Annotated in this window: 16 protein-coding genes; 13 read left to right on the top strand and 3 right to left on the bottom strand. The window is 51.8% G+C overall.

The window, feature by feature from the left end; all coding sequences use genetic code 11:
• The first annotated feature begins 10 nt into the window (after positions 1-10).
• Positions 11-1,618 carry a SusD/RagB family nutrient-binding outer membrane lipoprotein gene (locus KK062_RS22405; protein WP_254086594.1) on the top strand — a complete coding sequence of 536 codons (1,608 nt, stop codon included), beginning with the start codon at positions 11-13 and terminating at the stop codon, positions 1,616-1,618.
• Between the two features lie 79 nt (positions 1,619-1,697).
• Positions 1,698-2,999, top strand: coding sequence for an aryl-sulfate sulfotransferase (locus tag KK062_RS22400; protein ID WP_254086593.1), 1,302 nt, complete (start codon positions 1,698-1,700; stop codon positions 2,997-2,999).
• A gap of 23 nt (positions 3,000-3,022) precedes the next feature.
• Here the strand turns inward: KK062_RS22400 and KK062_RS22395 are convergent, their stop codons facing one another.
• Together KK062_RS22395 and KK062_RS22390 are read right to left on the bottom strand one after the other, a co-directional pair.
• Positions 3,023-3,769: an SDR family NAD(P)-dependent oxidoreductase gene (locus tag KK062_RS22395; protein ID WP_254086592.1), complete on the bottom strand. Its 747-nt coding sequence runs from the start codon at positions 3,767-3,769 to the stop codon at positions 3,023-3,025.
• Positions 3,770-3,824: 55 nt separating this feature from the next.
• Entirely contained in the window at positions 3,825-4,766 is a 942-nt protein-coding gene (locus tag KK062_RS22390) for an NADP-dependent oxidoreductase (protein ID WP_254086591.1), read from the bottom strand.
• A 146-nt stretch (positions 4,767-4,912) separates the two neighbouring features.
• Here KK062_RS22390 and KK062_RS22385 point away from each other — a divergent pair, with 146 nt between their 5' ends.
• Positions 4,913-5,527: a TetR/AcrR family transcriptional regulator gene (locus KK062_RS22385; protein WP_254086590.1), complete on the top strand. Its 615-nt coding sequence runs from the start codon at positions 4,913-4,915 to the stop codon at positions 5,525-5,527.
• 191 nt (positions 5,528-5,718) lie between these two features.
• Here KK062_RS22385 and KK062_RS22380 read toward each other — a convergent pair whose 3' ends face one another.
• A complete protein-coding gene (locus KK062_RS22380) occupies positions 5,719-7,026 on the bottom strand; it encodes a hypothetical protein (protein ID WP_254086589.1) in 1,308 nt (435 codons plus the stop codon).
• Between the two features lie 547 nt (positions 7,027-7,573).
• Here KK062_RS22380 and KK062_RS22375 point away from each other — a divergent pair.
• The 10 genes from KK062_RS22375 (at position 7,574) to KK062_RS22330 (ending at position 15,311) form a co-directional block, all read left to right on the top strand.
• Positions 7,574-8,758: a M57 family metalloprotease gene (locus KK062_RS22375; protein ID WP_254086588.1), complete on the top strand. Its 1,185-nt coding sequence runs from the start codon at positions 7,574-7,576 to the stop codon at positions 8,756-8,758.
• Entirely contained in the window at positions 8,743-9,177 is a 435-nt protein-coding gene (locus KK062_RS22370; protein ID WP_254086587.1) for a hypothetical protein, read from the top strand. Before KK062_RS22375 ends, KK062_RS22370 begins: the two co-directional genes overlap by 16 nt.
• 41 nt (positions 9,178-9,218) lie before the next feature.
• Positions 9,219-9,605 (top strand): hypothetical protein, encoded by a 387-nt coding sequence (locus KK062_RS22365; protein ID WP_254086586.1) that lies wholly within the window; start codon positions 9,219-9,221, stop codon positions 9,603-9,605.
• A gap of 213 nt (positions 9,606-9,818) precedes the next feature.
• Entirely contained in the window at positions 9,819-10,637 is an 819-nt protein-coding gene (locus KK062_RS22360; protein ID WP_254086585.1) for a zinc metalloprotease, read from the top strand.
• Positions 10,638-10,763: 126 nt separating this feature from the next.
• Complete coding sequence (locus tag KK062_RS22355; protein ID WP_254086584.1) at positions 10,764-11,132, top strand: hypothetical protein; 369 nt, start codon at positions 10,764-10,766, stop codon at positions 11,130-11,132.
• Between the two features lie 16 nt (positions 11,133-11,148).
• The gene (locus tag KK062_RS22350) at positions 11,149-11,724 is read left to right on the top strand and encodes a Crp/Fnr family transcriptional regulator (RefSeq protein WP_254086583.1); all 576 of its coding nucleotides are present in this window, start codon (positions 11,149-11,151) and stop codon (positions 11,722-11,724) included.
• A gap of 60 nt (positions 11,725-11,784) precedes the next feature.
• Positions 11,785-12,720: a helix-turn-helix domain-containing protein gene (locus KK062_RS22345; RefSeq protein ID WP_254086582.1), complete on the top strand. Its 936-nt coding sequence runs from the start codon at positions 11,785-11,787 to the stop codon at positions 12,718-12,720.
• 64 nt (positions 12,721-12,784) lie between these two features.
• On the top strand, positions 12,785-13,537 hold the full coding sequence (locus KK062_RS22340; protein ID WP_254086581.1) for an SDR family oxidoreductase: 753 nt from the start codon (positions 12,785-12,787) through the stop codon (positions 13,535-13,537).
• 651 nt (positions 13,538-14,188) lie between these two features.
• Positions 14,189-14,683, top strand: coding sequence for an RNA polymerase sigma factor (locus tag KK062_RS22335; RefSeq protein ID WP_254086580.1), 495 nt, complete (start codon positions 14,189-14,191; stop codon positions 14,681-14,683).
• Positions 14,667-15,311 (top strand): hypothetical protein, encoded by a 645-nt coding sequence (locus tag KK062_RS22330; protein WP_254086579.1) that lies wholly within the window; start codon positions 14,667-14,669, stop codon positions 15,309-15,311. Before KK062_RS22335 ends, KK062_RS22330 begins: the two co-directional genes overlap by 17 nt.
• The last annotated feature ends 3 nt before the right edge of the window (positions 15,312-15,314 follow it).

Here is a 15,314-nt window from a genome sequence, read left to right as displayed (position 1 = left end):
CACCACCGACATGAAGAAATTATTCTATATACTGTTCATTGCCGTCGTCGCCCTGCAGGGTTGTACGGACGATTTCGAGAAACTCAACACCAATCCGGCCGGATTTCCGGAGATTTTCCCGGGCATTCAACTCGCGAAAGTACAGACGGATCTTTCGGGCATGCGGGAAGACGTATGGCGTTATGACCTGGCGATTACCTCTCCGCTGGTCCAGCACCTGGCCGGATCGTGGTGGACGCAGCACGGCGGCCAATACCGCGTGGTAGACAAAACACAGTGGTATACGTTGTGGGAAACCTCGTACCCCCGCGACCTGAAAAACATTCAGGACCTGGTAGACCGCACGGCTGCCGACACATCGCTGGTGAACATGCACGCGGCCGCCCGGATTATGCGTGTTTATATTTATGCCCGGATCACAGACTTGTACGGAGACATTCCGTATTCGGAAGCGATTAAAGGGTATACCGAAAAAATATACCTCCCTGCCTACGACACGCAGGAAAAAATCTATACCGATTTTTTTAAAGAGCTCGAGGAGGCCGTGACCGAACTGGACGCTACGAAGGGAGCCATCGAAGGCGACCAGTTTCTGGGCGGCAACATCGACCACTGGAAACGCTTCGGCAACTCGCTGCGTATGCGCCTCGGCTTCCGCCTGACCAAGGTGGCGCCCGACGTGGCACGCACCCAGGTAGAGGCCGCCATTGCCGGTGGGGTGATGACCAGCAACAGCCACACCTGCCAGATGCGGCACGAAGCCATTCCCTACCTGGACGGCGAAAACCGTGGCAACGGCCGCTCGCAGGTATTCCAGTCGGAAGCAACGTCGGCGGGCTTTCGCCTGACCAACACCCTGGTCGATTATATGAAGGCAACGCGTGACCCGCGTCTGTATATCTACGGTGGCACGTACATGGCCAAGCCCGACGACGAGGAAGAGATCGACAACAGCGATAACCTGGACCTGACGGAATACCTGCAGGAAGGATTGGCCTATGGCGCCATGTCGTGGAACCTGTGGATGCCGATCCAGGAGATTATACAGAACGACGGCGACACGGTAGACCTGGACGTAGCCCATCGCCGCATGCAGCCCAGCAAATACGTGGCGGCGCTTGACGCACCGTACTTCCACTTTACCTATGCCGAAGTAGAGTTTCTGCTGGCAGAGGCCGCTGTGCGCGGATGGGGCGGCCAGACGGGTGTACAGGAGCACTTCGAGAAAGGCATCCAGGCAGCGTGTGAGCTGACCTCCACGTATCCTGATGCTCCGGCTATATCGCAGGATAGCATTGACGTACTGAAAGCACAATTCCTGCCCTTCCCGACCGGCGAAGATGGCCAGATGCGCGTCATCCATGAACAAATGTGGGTAAACTTCTTCCTTAACGGTCCCGAGGCATACGCCAACTACCGCCGCACCGGCTACCCGGAACTGGTTCCCTTCACATCGGTAGAGTGGTATACCAGCGGCACCAACGGCGTCATGCCCCGTCGCTTCTTCTATCCCGAATCAGAATCCGTGCAGAACCCCGATCACTACCAGGACGCCGTCGGCCGCATCGGCGGCACCGACGACTGGCTGAAACGTGTATGGTGGGATGTTGAAAAATAAAATCGGGAAGCCCATCGCTCTGCTGTGAGCAGGGCTTCCTTTTTTCTTTACTATACCAATGCATACCCTATACCGAATCTTGCCGCTACTACTTTCCGTGTTGCTGTTGACAGCCTGCCAGGATGACGACAACGGGGCGGGTATGTCCGCCACCATCAGCTCGGTCACCACCGACGAAACGTCTGCCTTGCAGGCGCGCGTCAACGTAACCCTGACAATGCCGGGCGACGTTGTGGTATATTACTGGCCGGCCGGAGACAAGGGTAATACACATACAGCCCAGTCCACCGTCAGGCGCGGCCATTCCATTCCGCTGCTCGGCCTGCAGGCAAACACCGCATATGAATTCCGTATTATACCGGGCGGCGACGAGTCCGCTGCGAAAGACGGCAACTTCACCACCCCATCGATTCCCCCACACGTAACCGACTTCTACCAGGAATCAGAAAGCACCGTGTCGCCGGCAGCCAGCGGTTACTACCTCTTCGCCAGCATGACGAAGCCAGGCTGCCTGTACCTGGTCGACGGCAGCGGCAGTATCGTCTGGTACCGTACCACCCCCAACGTGATCAAGGCAGCACGCATCGCGCAAAACAACACCATCATTACCCTGGAAGACAACACCGATAACGCTATGGGTGACGGCAACATTATTTTACAGACCACCTTTGCCAACGACACCGTATTCTACCAGGTAAGCGGCCGCAACGGCTTTGACCGCATTGCCCACCACGATGTACAGGTGGCCGCCAACGGCGACGTCGTGATGATCACCAACGAAATGAAGGACGGTTACCCGGGCGATGGCCTCCTGGTACTCGACTATCGCGGCAACAAAAAATGGCGCTGGTCCACCTTCGACGCCATGCCGCACATCAACCCCGAAAACTATCGGCAGCCCTGGGGCAACTCGCTGTTCATCGACACCGACGGCCACTACATCGTTTCCTTCCGCTCGCTTTGCCAGGTATGGAAGATCCACAACACCACGGGCGCCGTGCTCTGGACGCTCGGCAAAAACGGCACGATCGCCTTGCCGGAAGGCGGCGAATTTCTATACCAGCACTACGCCCACCGCAACGCTGACGGCGACATCATGCTGTTCGACAACGGCGACGCCAGCCGCCCGACATCGCGCGCCGTTGCCTTCAAGCTAAACGAACTACAAACAGAAGCTACCCTAACGCTGGACACACCACTCCCTTCCGCGCTGTATTCCAACATCATGGGCAGCGCCCTGCTGTTGCCGGATAAAAATATCCTGGCAGCGAGCGCCGTGAACGGCCGGTTGGTGCAGTTGACGCAGGCGGGCGACGTACACTGGCAGCTAAAAACGGCGTCGCGGGTATACCGCGTGGAGCATGTGGCGAAGCCGTGGTGACAGAGGCCGGGCCGGCGGGTGCATTACGCGTTGATGCCTCCATCAATCGAGAACGCGCTCCCGGTAATATAACCAGCTTCAGCGCTGGCCAGGAAGTTAACCACCGCGGCGATTTCCTCGGGCTTTCCGAGGCGCTTCAACGGGATGGCGTTGATATATAGTTCGCGGATTGCCGGATCGGATGGTAACATATCCGTATCAATAGCGCCTGGCTCCACTGTATTTACGGTAATATTTCTGGGTGCCAGATCCCATGCTAATCCACGCGAATATGCACCCACTGCCGCCTTTGTGGCCGCGTAATCAGAAAGGTAAGGGCCACCGATCCTTCTACCGCCCACGGACCCTATGTTAATAATCCTTCCGCCGTCTGGCATAAACTTTACTGTACTACGCACCGCTTCCGCAACTGCCTTTATGTTAACATCAATCTGTCGGTCATATTCTGCAACCCGATCGGCGGCCTGCTCAACCGGGCCTGCGACCGATATGGCTGCGTTGTTAACCAGAATATCGATTCTGCTGAACCTGGCAACGGTTTTAGCAACAGCGTCCGTAATAGCTCCCGGCGTTGCTGCGTCGGCACGAATGGCCAGGGCTCTGCCTCCGTTTGCTTCGATTTCAGCTACTAACCCCGCAGCTTTCTCCTGGGAATTGATGTAGGTAAACGCTACACTCGCGCCTTCGCTCGCAAGCCTTTTGACGATTGCTTCGCCCATGCCACGGGTACCGCCTGTTACGAAGGCTACCTTTTCAATAAGAGTTTTCATAATACATTTGATCGTTTTGAATTGAATACATTTATGCGTGCGCTGCCGATCGATGTCAAGGAACCAGCACCAGTTTACCTTGTGTGTTATTCTTCTCGAGCTGAAGATGTGCCGCCGCCACGTGCGCTAGCGGATAGATTGCCGAAATGTGCGGCCGGAGTGACCCGTCGTTTAACAGTTTTGCAATAAACGCCATGTCGTCGCCGCTTGATACGACCATGTTGTAAAATGCGTTTACACCGAGCACTTTCGCCTTACCTGATATCTGGTCGGTAATGGAAGACCATAGGCTAATCAAGCTTCCGCCAGGTTTGACTGCTTCAAGACTTTGAAGAACATGTTCATCGCTTTTAACAGCTTCGATGACAAGGTCAACGGGACTTATAACCTGCTCAAACCGGTCCATCTGATAATCGATAAATTCATGGGCTCCCTGGTCAAGTACAAACTGCCGTTTACTACCCGAAGCAACGCCTATGACATAGGCCCCGAAATAATTGGCCAGTTGAACGGCAAAGTGACCAACGCCACCCCCTGCTCCCGTCACCAGCACACGTTGGCCCGGTTTGATTTTAACTTTTTGTATAGGCTGTAACGCGGTCAAGGCTGCGAGGCTGGCCGCTGCCGCTTTCTCGTGCGAGACATTCGCGGGTTTTAATGCCATATGACTAACCGGCGCAACCGCATATTCCGCGTAGGCCTTACCATGGCCAGGATGGCGGATCATCCCGAATACTTCGTCGCCAACGTTAAATTTCTCAACGCCCGGGCCTGTTTTGGTCACAACACCGGACACATCCCAACCCAGAATAATAGGAGTATCGTTGCCGAAAATATGATGGTGTTGGCGGTCCTTCCGAAGGAAGGTATCGGCAGGGTTGACGCCTATCGCTTTGACGTTAATCAATATTTCATCGACACCCGGCTGGGGCAGCGGAAGCTCGACAAGCTGAAGGTTCTCAACCCCACCAATGTCTCTCAGAATTATGGCTTTCATATTGTTCTTTTTGGAATTAAAGTTCCATTATAACTCCGTTACTGGAACTCGAGTTCCATAATTGTGATAATTTCTGGAATTTTTATTCCGACTACGGGGAACCCTCGCGCTGCATTGGCCGTTTATCGAAGAAAGAGACTAACACCATGGCGCGGACGAAGAATTTTGACACGGACGAAATACTGGACAGGGCGATAAAATTGTTCCGGAAACAAGGCTACCAGGCGACTACACCGGCGCAATTAGTGGAGTACATGGGCATAAGCCGATCGAGCCTATACGACACGTATGGCGACAAGCGGACGCTTTATATCAAGGCATTGCATCGTTATGCGGCCCGTGTTCAGGAGCAGCTCCATGCGATCGTAGCGAACGCAAGCAGTGGCAAGCAGGCGATACGCGACTATATGCAGCTAAGTTTGGAAGGCTGTTTCGGCGTAGATATGCCGGCAGGATGTTTGCTGGTCAATTCCGTTTCCGAACTTCCGGCCGACGAGGCTGAACTGATGTCTATCGTGACAGCAAGCATACAGGAAAACAAAAAAATGCTGCTTAAATTGTTGAAGCGCGCGCAGCTCGAGAAGGAACTGTCTGCCGATGCGAATTTACCCCGGTTGGCCGACTATCTGATGAATACCGTGAGCGGCCTGACGATTTCTGCAAAGTCGGGAATAAGTAAGAAAGTATGTCAACAAATAGTTGATACGGCGTTGGATGTTCTTGCCCTACAGACGGTTTCTAGGGAAGCTGTAGCTCGTTGAATTTCAACAAATTTTTCAATTGTTTCGCGGAACAGAGCACTTGCTATCGTGAACGGGAGTTTTCAGAAACGAATTCTTCCAATCTCTCCAGAGAGCCGAAGTAGTGGGTTGTTCGCTGATAACAAATACTTTTCAATACGCGTTGTTGATGTTTGCTTAACGTCTTCAAAATTTCAGGGCCCTGGCCGTTTCTACAACATCCGCTTCGGCACCACCGGCAACCCTTTTTCCTGTCGCAGCCGCGCCATCGCCCAGCACCACCAGGCACACTGCTCGCCGTTGCCGGCATCCTTGCTTTTCCATACCGCGTCTTTCATCGCGGCCAGGTCGCTGTCTGTCAACTTCTGTGATGGCTTGACACCTGTCGCGGCCAACCAGGCGCCTTCCATATAGATGTCGGTGCCGGCGTTTACGAGTTGAATCAGTTTCAGGATTTGCGCCACCCGGGTATACTGTTTCTCCCGGCGGCAGAATTCCATTTCCCAGGCAAGCCCCTTACCGATGATCTCATTCGATACGGCGCCGTCGGGATATCCGTCGGTTGGCATCCAGGCCAGGCCGTTGGTGTTCCTGAGCAGCGTGCGTTGCATTTCCGCTACCGTGTTTTTCATGACACCATGTTCGAGCGCTTCCCAGCCCGCGGCCACGGGTGACAAACATACCCAGCCCATTCCCAGAAAGGGTACACCGCCGTTTGAATCGGGCAACCGCATTTCGAGATAGGTAGTCACGCCGTTGCGCTGTGTCGTTAAATTCTTACCGATGCCTTGGGTAAGCAGGTCCAGTTTCTTGCTCCAATTGTCCGCGAGGGATACGGCGCCTCTCCGCTTTGCTACCGTAATCATATCGGTCAGTGCTGCACCGACAAAGCTTTGCGTCAACAGATCCCAGGTGTCCCAACGTCTGCCTTCGCGCGAATGCTCGAACGACAGGTTGCGCACCAGACCGGGTTCGATCGACCACCAACCGGCTTGCAAATATGTGCGGTCGCAGGTTCGGTCCATGATCTTGCTGACCAGCGGCCACGTTTTCTCTTCAAAGGCTGTAGGGCCACGCTTCAACGCCAGGCGCGCCCACGCCAGCAACACATGCGCCTGCCCGTCAACCTGGTTCTCGTTGCTGGTGACCGGGTAACGCCCGTCTTTCTTGTCGCCGATGACATGCGGAATACGCTCCATGTCATAGTCCACCACGGCCTTGAGCACAAAGCCAATCATACGTTCCGCCTCCTGGTAGCGGCCGGTCTCGAGCAGCAAGAGTACCATCGGGCCGGAGGTGCGGCAATACATACCCTCGTAGGCACCGCTGAGTGATTCCTCCAGGTAGCCGTCGGCGTTGAGGCGGTCCAGCAGGCTGTAATAGGTATGGGAGTATAGTTTCTCGAAAAAGGGAGTTTGCAACAGGTCCGTTACCGAATCGCGCGGAGCGGCCGCAACGAGTTGGCTGGATACAGAAAAAGAGGCGACAAACAAAACTGAGTACTGGAGAAACACACGCATGGACATAGATTTCAAGAAATGCTACGCTTCAATATGCAAAAGTTTCATGATAACGATAACACTATATTGAAACGTAGCGGTCAATGAAAGCTTGCAATTCTTTTATCGATGCAACAAATTAACTAATAATATTAGTTTTAAAAACTAATTTAACTAGCTTTGTATTCATCGAAACGTTAAAAGCAATGAACAATCATGACCAATTACGGCGTGCAGGCTGTGCGTTTTCGTGTGTCTCCCAATTATCCATTCGGATTGTTTTGAAATCTATTCGATAGATCCAGTTCAGGAATATAACAGGCCAAAGCCACAAGAAAGGCAATCAAATCGCGTCAGGTCTACCCTCCACGGCGCCGTCGGCATGTTATTGCGCAAAAAATTACACTACTATACATTAGTAAATCAAGGCGCTCTAGTATTACCGTTAACGGTCTATATATACCAAAATACAGTAGAGTAAATTATTAAATAAATATATACCATACGCTCCGAACATTGAATATTTCATCTACTTTAGCAACCGTTATAATAATTTAAAAATACCATTATGTACCATCAAAAATTAGTTACCAAAAACATTCTTTCCCTGTTTATTATCGTTTTGTTATTTCTTTCTTCTTGCGAAAAAGAAAGTGACGTGGACCCCGCTGGAGCTTCCGCAAATGACATTGCTGTACTGAAATCGTTCCTGTCTGAGTTTTCGGGTGAGTCGGTAAGCGATGTAACTTTTAAAAACAAAAAGTTCACGATCGGTGGCGACATTGTACTGTCGCTGGATGATGCTCGTAACTATTATGCAAAATCCCTGACAGAAGAAAACCCCGGGGGCCGTACACAGCAGCGAAAATGGACGACGTATCTTGGGGCATCCACAATTTCCAACATAAAGCTTACTATAAACGAGGGTGTCCCTGCTGAATGGAGAAATGCAACCTATGCCGCAATTGCCAACTGGAATGCCTCCGACTCCAAGGTGCACATCGAAGAAGGTCTTGGCGGTGCGGACGATGCTGGAAAAGTGACCGTGTTCATGCAAGCTCTGGAGCCTAATGCCATTGCCAGCGCTGAATTTCCGGGTACACAAGGACCTCCATTTTATCCTCAAGCCATTAGAATCAATCCTGCCTATAACTCCATTGGCTACAGCCAAAAAGTAGCCACCCTTACGCACGAACTTGGCCACATCTTCGGTTTTATGCACACCGACGTGAACGAAGGCGCACTCATTACTGATACTCCCGTTTCAGACCCAGCTTCCATCATGAACCACGTTGTTGGAAACTGGAATGGATTCTCCTTCTATGATCAGGTGGCCATCGCCTCGGCTTATCCGCGCAAACTTAATACCCGCAAGTTCCTACGCTATTATTCCAGTGCTAATACCGACCATTTTTACACCATCCATCCAAATGAAATGGGCCCAACAGGCAATGGCTGGGTGTTCGAAGGCGGTGCGGGATATATATTTGGTGCACAAGCATCCGGTACCGTTCCGCTTTACCGCTATTACGATGCCGTCACCAAAGACCATTTCTACACTATGAACTTCGGAGAGGTATCGTGGACCTATGAAGGCATCGCTGGATACGTTTCCGCTACGGCGACTTCAGAAACCAGACCGCTTTACAGATACTTTAACACCGCCACACAAGATCATTTTTACACCGTCAATCAGGGCGAAGTGTCAGGCCCGCAGTGGAACAATGAAGGCATTGCATGCTATGTTTATTAACAATCGGCTTAAATTTATTTATCACTCGCATCAAAGATGACATTTTATTCGAAGGGGCTATTTCGGCCCCTTCTTTTGTTCCGGAGACTCCAGCAAATGTCTGTATTATTGACGGATACCTCGGCTTTATCGATTATCAGAAGTTCTACCAGATCTTCAACCAGGTACTGACAGACCACCGGTCCCCTTACCGGTTGCACCTGGTGCCGGCCGAGATGGAATTTTTTCCCGGAAACTACCAGTACTTCGGGATTATCGCCATGACGCAGCCGCAAGCCTCCGCGCTCGACCGTGGTTTCTCGTTGTTCGGCATTGTCCATGAGGAGTCTTTTGACAATGCACTGACGACGGATGAAATCAGGCCATTCATACGTTTCAACAGGCCGGGCTGCTCGCGCATCTCACACCGGCACAGGTAGACAGCGCGGTCGCGCAGCGTCCGGTGAAGATCGAGGAACTTTTGCTTTCCCTGTCCGACGTGGTTTTTGTCTTCGACACCGAACTGGCCAACCTGGAACATCCTTACGAAGAAATTCTGCAATCCTTCGCGCGCATTTCGCATGGCGTTTTTCACCCGACGAATATCCAGGATGATTTCGACCTGAAGCACACGCACGGCGAGGTGACTTTCCAGCTAGCGGGCCAGAAATATAGGCGCCGGTTCGACATCGACGGCGACTGGGTAGACCCTGAATTTCTGACGTATGTGTTTGGGTTGGCTGCCGAGCTTAAACTTGCCGGCCGGTTCTACGCGCTTCCCGGGGATGGGCAAGTGGCCCATTTTATCTATCTGACGCCACCGCAGGCGCGGCTGCTGAAGGAGAACTATACACTCGAACTGGAATAAAACTTTCCACTCTCGATGTCATCTCTTTTCATCGCGCTCAGCGAGAATAACCACGATATAAATATGTACCATTGCCAGTGTAGTTTGCGGCGTTAAAGGCAGTGGCGTAGTACCCTGCCGTTTAAAAACTTCAGCCCTGGCGTTAAACTTACATACCCCGGCAACCGTAGACGGTTTTTGATATAATTGTACTATCAAGATACCTAATGCTGCATGAACTTCAATTATAACGCTTTTATTCTTGGCGCGCTGGCCGTAACCGCTATCTATGGCAGCAACGTTTTCTGTTGTGCGCTATGCCGTCTTTACAACATCAGGATCATGGAGTTTTCGGTTTTCCTTTCATCAGGCTTCGGTATTCACCGCGCCAACGTCGCGGGAATCGATTTTAGTCTGGGGTGGCTGCCGTTAGGCTGTTATGTTAAACCCCTGGGCATGGCTGCGAACGCGGAGGAACGCAGCCAGATTGCCCCGGAAGACCAGCCGTATGCGTTCTTCAACAAGCCAGGCTATTTACGGATCGTTTTTCTACTGGCTTCCCCGGCCACTATTGTCGTACTTTTTTTGACTACCTACATCATCGGCATCACAACATCTGCCGTGCCCCCGATGGACGCGTTGTTTAGTTATATGCTCAATGGAGCACGCGCCATGTTCACAAGCCAGGTCAGCCATGAGGCATTTGCCGCTCAAACACAGCAAATCCTGCAAGGAAATAGTGCCGTAATGATTGCTTTCCTGATACTGCTCGTTGTTTTCCTTGTCATCAACATCGTCCCCCTGGTGTCCCAATTGCTCTCATCGGCGGATGGGGAAGTGACCGGCGCCAGGCGCATTGTGATGATGGTGGCCATGATCGTTTTTATGTGGCTGGCATTGTGGAAGATCCCCATGTTTATATTCTCTTTCTTTTCCTGGCAGCAAAACATCATGTATGTTATCGACTGCCTGCTGGGCCTGCTTATGGCGGGTGTGGCGGCCTACTTCCTGACCATCGCCGTGGTGCGGGTGTTTGCCCGGCAACATGTATAGTCCCGGAACGGCTTGTGATCGCGGGCGCTGGTGCTGATGGAAAACTGCGTTGATTCCGCACCCGGGATTTGATAAAACCTTCAACCAGTTGAACTTTTTTGTGGCGCGGACCGGCAATCTTTGCCTATGGAAAACAAAAACAACATCGTAAAATTACCTGCATTTAAAGACGTAGAGGGTCCCGTCCTGATGCTCAACATGCTGAAATTTAAAGACCGAAAATATTATTTCGAAACCTATCTCCCGGCCTTTCGGAAAGTTACTGAAACATTAGGCATTCAGGATGTAAAGCTCAGATTGGCATGCAACGTGGCCGCCAACATCGTTGCCCCGGAAAACGAAGTGTGGGATGCTATTTTACTGGTGGAATACCCCAGCGCCCAGGCATTTAAAACAATTGCGGAAAGCGATGCCTACCGCGACATGGCCGATCAGCATCGGCTGACGGCCACCGCGGACCTGCGTCTGTATATGACCACGCCGTTTGCGCTATAAATACTTATCTTGGTCTATGCACGGATTGATCCTGTCAAATTTTGCGATGCACATTGCACTTTCTTCTGATGAACAGACGAAAGTGCTTGACTTTTTGCAGCAGAAAACGGTAGCCAAACGCACGTACCTGCTGCAACCGGGAGAAATTGACCGGCATATATATTTTGTAAACCGGGGCTGCCTGCGCATGTTTTATACGGACACGGAAGGCCTGGAGCATAACATCTGCTTTTATCCCGAAAACTGGTGGTCGTGTGATATCGTGAGTTTCTTTAAGGAGAAGCCCGCGGTGAACACGATACAAGCACTGGAAGACAGCGAAGTATACTATATGTCATTATCCCGGCTGGAAGAACTGTTTCTGGAGATACCAAAATTTGAACGCTTCTTCCGGATCCTCACCCAAAACGGCTTTGACCTGTATCAGAAGCGCATTACCTCCAGCCTGTCCAAAACGGCGGAGGAACGCTACCTCGAATTCCGGAAACGTTATCCGGGACTGGAAAGCCGCATCGCACAAAAACACATTGCTACCTACCTGGGCATTACGCCGGTTTTTCTGAGCATGATGCGAAAAGAAAAGCAGTTATAACGTTCATTGCTGCGCTGTCCCAGCTTTTCCTATATTTGATTTTTACAAACACCGAAAACGATGCAGACGACCTCTTTGGATGATCTGGCGGTGCGCTTTGCCGCCGGCACCTCAACGGTGCTGAGCGCGCTGCTGCCGCCGGGGATACAGCACGAGGTAGGGCATTTCAATGTATTTAACCTGGCCAACATCGCGCCGGCGGCCAGTGCTGTTTCCGAACCGTTTGCCTGCCGCACGTTTCACAAGATCAGCTTTCTGACGGCACACTCTGACTTTTCCTTTAACAGCCGAACGGTGAAAATCAGGCAGCCCACGCTGCTGTTCACCACGCCGAAGACAGCTGCCCACTGGCTGCCCTACGGCCAGCAAACAGGCTATTGTAGTGTTTTCACGCCGGAGTTTTTGCACCCCACGAAAAGCGGCGCGATCCTGGATGAGCTACCGATCTTTAAATCGCCCGAGCCACCTTTCTTTATGCTCGCGGAGGCCGACGCCGCCCGCGTACAGCGCATTTTTGAGCAGATGGAGGCAGAGATCACGTCGTCGTATGCCTATAAATATGATCTGTTGCGCGCGTATGCGCTGGAGCTGATTCACCTGGGGCAGAAGCTGCAACCCGCTGCCGGGCCGCATCCCCACCACGACGCGTTTGCGCGTACAACCGCGATGTTTGTCGAACTGCTGGAGCTTCAGTTCCCCCTGCAAAGCCGGCAGCAAAAGGTCGCCCTTCGCACGGCAAAGGAATATGCCAGCCACCTGGCCGTGCACGTCAATCACCTCAACAAAGTACTGAAAGAAACCACCGGCCTGACCACCACCGAGCTTATTGCCGGGCGGTTGCTGCAAGAGGCCAAGGCCCTGCTGCTGCAAACAGACTGGACCATTGCCGAGATTGCAGACGCCCTGGGCTTTTCAGATTTCGCACACTTCGCCAAGTTTTTTAAAAGCCATACCGCGGTGCCGCCGGCGGCGTTTCGTACACAGACAAAAGTTTGAATCGTACATAGATCTGATTGATTGGAACAAACCACCCCCACCATGCTTGTGAGACCTTTGTGGCATGACACATCACAAAATCGCATTGGTAACCGGCGGGAGCCGGGGTATCGGCAAAGACATTGCAGTAACGCTGGCCAAGAGGGGTATTGACGTACTGCTGACCTACCACACCAACCAGGCAGAAGCCGCTACCACGGTTGCCGCCGTGCAGGCCGTGGGGCGTAAAGCGGCGGCACTGCAGCTCAACATGGCCGACGTCAGCCGCTTTGATGACTTCTTCCGTCAGGTAGCGACCACGCTGCAAGACACGTTCGGTACCGATCGCTTTGACTTCCTCATCAACAACGCCGGCACCAGCCTGCAGGCAACCGTGACAGAAACCACCGAGGCACAATTTGACGAAATGATGACTATACACCTGAAGGGCGTATACTTCCTGACGCAAAAATCCTTACACCAGCTGAACGATGGCGGACGCATTATAAACATCTCGTCCGCCGTATCGCGGACCTCCTTCCCTGCCGTATCGACCTATGCTGCCATGAAAGGGGCCGTCGATGTATATACCCGGGCACTGGCCCTCGAACTTGGCCCCCGGGGCATCTCGGCGAACGTCGTCGCGCCCGGCGCCGTTTTCGGCGGCGGCACGATGCCCGATAGTCCCGAAGTGCGCGCGTATGTGCGTAGCATTACGGCACTGGGGCGTACCGGTCAGCCGGACGATATAAGCGGTGTCGTGGCTTTTCTATGCAGCGACGACGCGAAGTGGGTCAACGGTCAGCGCATAGAAGTCACGGGCGGCGTAGCGCTGTAACTGTTGCCGCGGCATTCCTCACGCGGTATTAACAGAGGCTGTCTTCGACAGACAGCCTTTGTTCGCTTTTTGCTTCGGTAGTGATACTACTTTATACTAGCGAACGGCAGTCGCTTCAAGCTCAAACTTTCCAGGTCCCACACCGAAAAACCCCTAAATTTCATTATTTTAGAAAGCGTAACACACGAACGATACTCCACCCTAGCCTACACCGATATGACTAAACTCTGGCTGAATTTACTGTTGCTATTACTGGCCATAAGCAGTTGCACTAAAACTCCGCCTCCCACGGACAGCGTAAACACCGCGATGAACGGCGGAGAAGAGTGCTCCCTTGACACGCACGACCTTTGAAGATTGCTCACTAACAACCACGAGTATTCAGGATTTCAGGCTGGGAATCTGAGTAGCAACTCACCTAAGGATATAACCAAAGACAAACTTAAACAACAACTAATTGAACCGTTGATATGTTAGCAAATTACAAAAGGTTCATCCTCCAAGATGGACCTTTTTTTAAGCTCGCACACGTCTGGCAATCTCCAGCAAAAAATTTAACGGAAAGGGTGTAATATCTTCCCACTTTAGCCACTAACCCGGGAAAAGATGATTCCTGGCTGACCCTTAACTCGCCAGTAAAAAAAGAACCCCGTGAGCAACGATTTTTACCAGATATCGATTTTGCCATTTGCAGCCATCATCATTAAAATCTGCAGGGCGTATACCGATTCGCAGGAAGATTTCGAGGACTACTACCAGGAAGTTTGCCTGCAGATCTGGCGAAGCAAAGATAATTTTCGAGAGCAGTGCAAATGGTCCACCTGGGTTTACCGGATTTCGTTGAACGTGTGCCTGACGCTACTCAAGAAGAAGAAAAGCAACGGGCGAACGTATTTCACATCGGATGTTTTGCCGGATGTGGTGCTAACCGAGAACAAGGCGTTTGCCGACGAGCCGCTGAACCAATTATACGGCGCCATCCGGCGTTTGTCGGAGGTAGACAGGGCTATTATATTATTATACCTGGAAGAAAAGTCGAACCTGGAAATTGCCGCTATCCTCAATACCAATGCGAACAATATCGGTGTGCGTGTGATCAGAATTAAAGAACGCTTAAAAAAAATGCTCCATGGAAGATTCAATTGAGAGTGTCTGGAAAAAAGGCTTTCTGCATGAAAACAGCCTGGTTGCTCCAAAGATCAATAACTTGTACAACCGGAAATCAATGCACGTAGTGGAGCGGGTAAAACGGATGTTTCGGATCAACCAACGTATGATTGTTGCGATGTCCTTTATTTTACCCGTGATACATTATTTCGTTGATGCCCTTTGGCAAGGACTTGCAGCATCGGTATTACTTCTTCTTACCGGATGGTACAACCACCGGGTACTTCTCGGCATTAAAACATTGGATACAGGAGCAACGAGTTTGGACTACCTCAAGTCGTTCGATCGATGGCTTACCGATGTGCTCTTGAAAACCGAAAGAATAGTACGTTTTTCCTACCCGCTCTATGTTCTGATTTCGGTCAGCACAATATGGTCTGCCTGGAGTAAACAGGGGATAACGTTAAAAATCCATCAGAAATTTCCGGACTTACTGCCGCTCGAGCACCTTCCGATCATTGCCCTCGTCGTGGCAGGAGGACTGGCGCTGCTGATGTTCGGCTTCTCCACTAAGATCCACCAATGGGAAATGCGGTTGACATACGGCCGCGTATTCGGCAAACTCAAAGATACGATTGCCGAGATGGAAACACTGAACAGGGAATAATTA

Source organism: Dawidia cretensis (assembly GCF_018598175.1).
GTDB classification, from domain to species: domain Bacteria; phylum Bacteroidota; class Bacteroidia; order Cytophagales; family Cyclobacteriaceae; genus Ohtaekwangia; species Ohtaekwangia cretensis.
Note: the sequence above shows the minus strand (reverse complement) of the source record. Positions and strands in the feature narration are given on the sequence as shown.

Excerpts from the sequence above, each read along its gene's own strand:
- KK062_RS22380 (WP_254086589.1), bottom strand. The coding sequence starts at position 7,026 with ATGCGTGTGTTTCTCCAGTACTCAGTTTTGTTTGTCGCCTCTTTTTCT.
- KK062_RS22375 (WP_254086588.1), top strand. The coding sequence starts at position 7,574 with ATGTACCATCAAAAATTAGTTACCAAAAACATTCTTTCCCTGTTTATT.
- KK062_RS22355 (WP_254086584.1), top strand. The coding sequence starts at position 10,764 with ATGGAAAACAAAAACAACATCGTAAAATTACCTGCATTTAAAGACGTA.
- KK062_RS22370 (WP_254086587.1), top strand. The coding sequence starts at position 8,743 with ATGCTATGTTTATTAACAATCGGCTTAAATTTATTTATCACTCGCATC.
- KK062_RS22360 (WP_254086585.1), top strand. The coding sequence starts at position 9,819 with ATGAACTTCAATTATAACGCTTTTATTCTTGGCGCGCTGGCCGTAACC.
- KK062_RS22385 (WP_254086590.1), top strand. The coding sequence starts at position 4,913 with ATGGCGCGGACGAAGAATTTTGACACGGACGAAATACTGGACAGGGCG.
- KK062_RS22350 (WP_254086583.1), top strand. The coding sequence starts at position 11,149 with ATGCACGGATTGATCCTGTCAAATTTTGCGATGCACATTGCACTTTCT.
- KK062_RS22390 (WP_254086591.1), bottom strand. The coding sequence starts at position 4,766 with ATGAAAGCCATAATTCTGAGAGACATTGGTGGGGTTGAGAACCTTCAG.
- KK062_RS22405 (WP_254086594.1), top strand. The coding sequence starts at position 11 with ATGAAGAAATTATTCTATATACTGTTCATTGCCGTCGTCGCCCTGCAG.
- KK062_RS22330 (WP_254086579.1), top strand. The coding sequence starts at position 14,667 with ATGGAAGATTCAATTGAGAGTGTCTGGAAAAAAGGCTTTCTGCATGAA.
- KK062_RS22395 (WP_254086592.1), bottom strand. The coding sequence starts at position 3,769 with ATGAAAACTCTTATTGAAAAGGTAGCCTTCGTAACAGGCGGTACCCGT.
- KK062_RS22340 (WP_254086581.1), top strand. The coding sequence starts at position 12,785 with ATGACACATCACAAAATCGCATTGGTAACCGGCGGGAGCCGGGGTATC.
- KK062_RS22345 (WP_254086582.1), top strand. The coding sequence starts at position 11,785 with ATGCAGACGACCTCTTTGGATGATCTGGCGGTGCGCTTTGCCGCCGGC.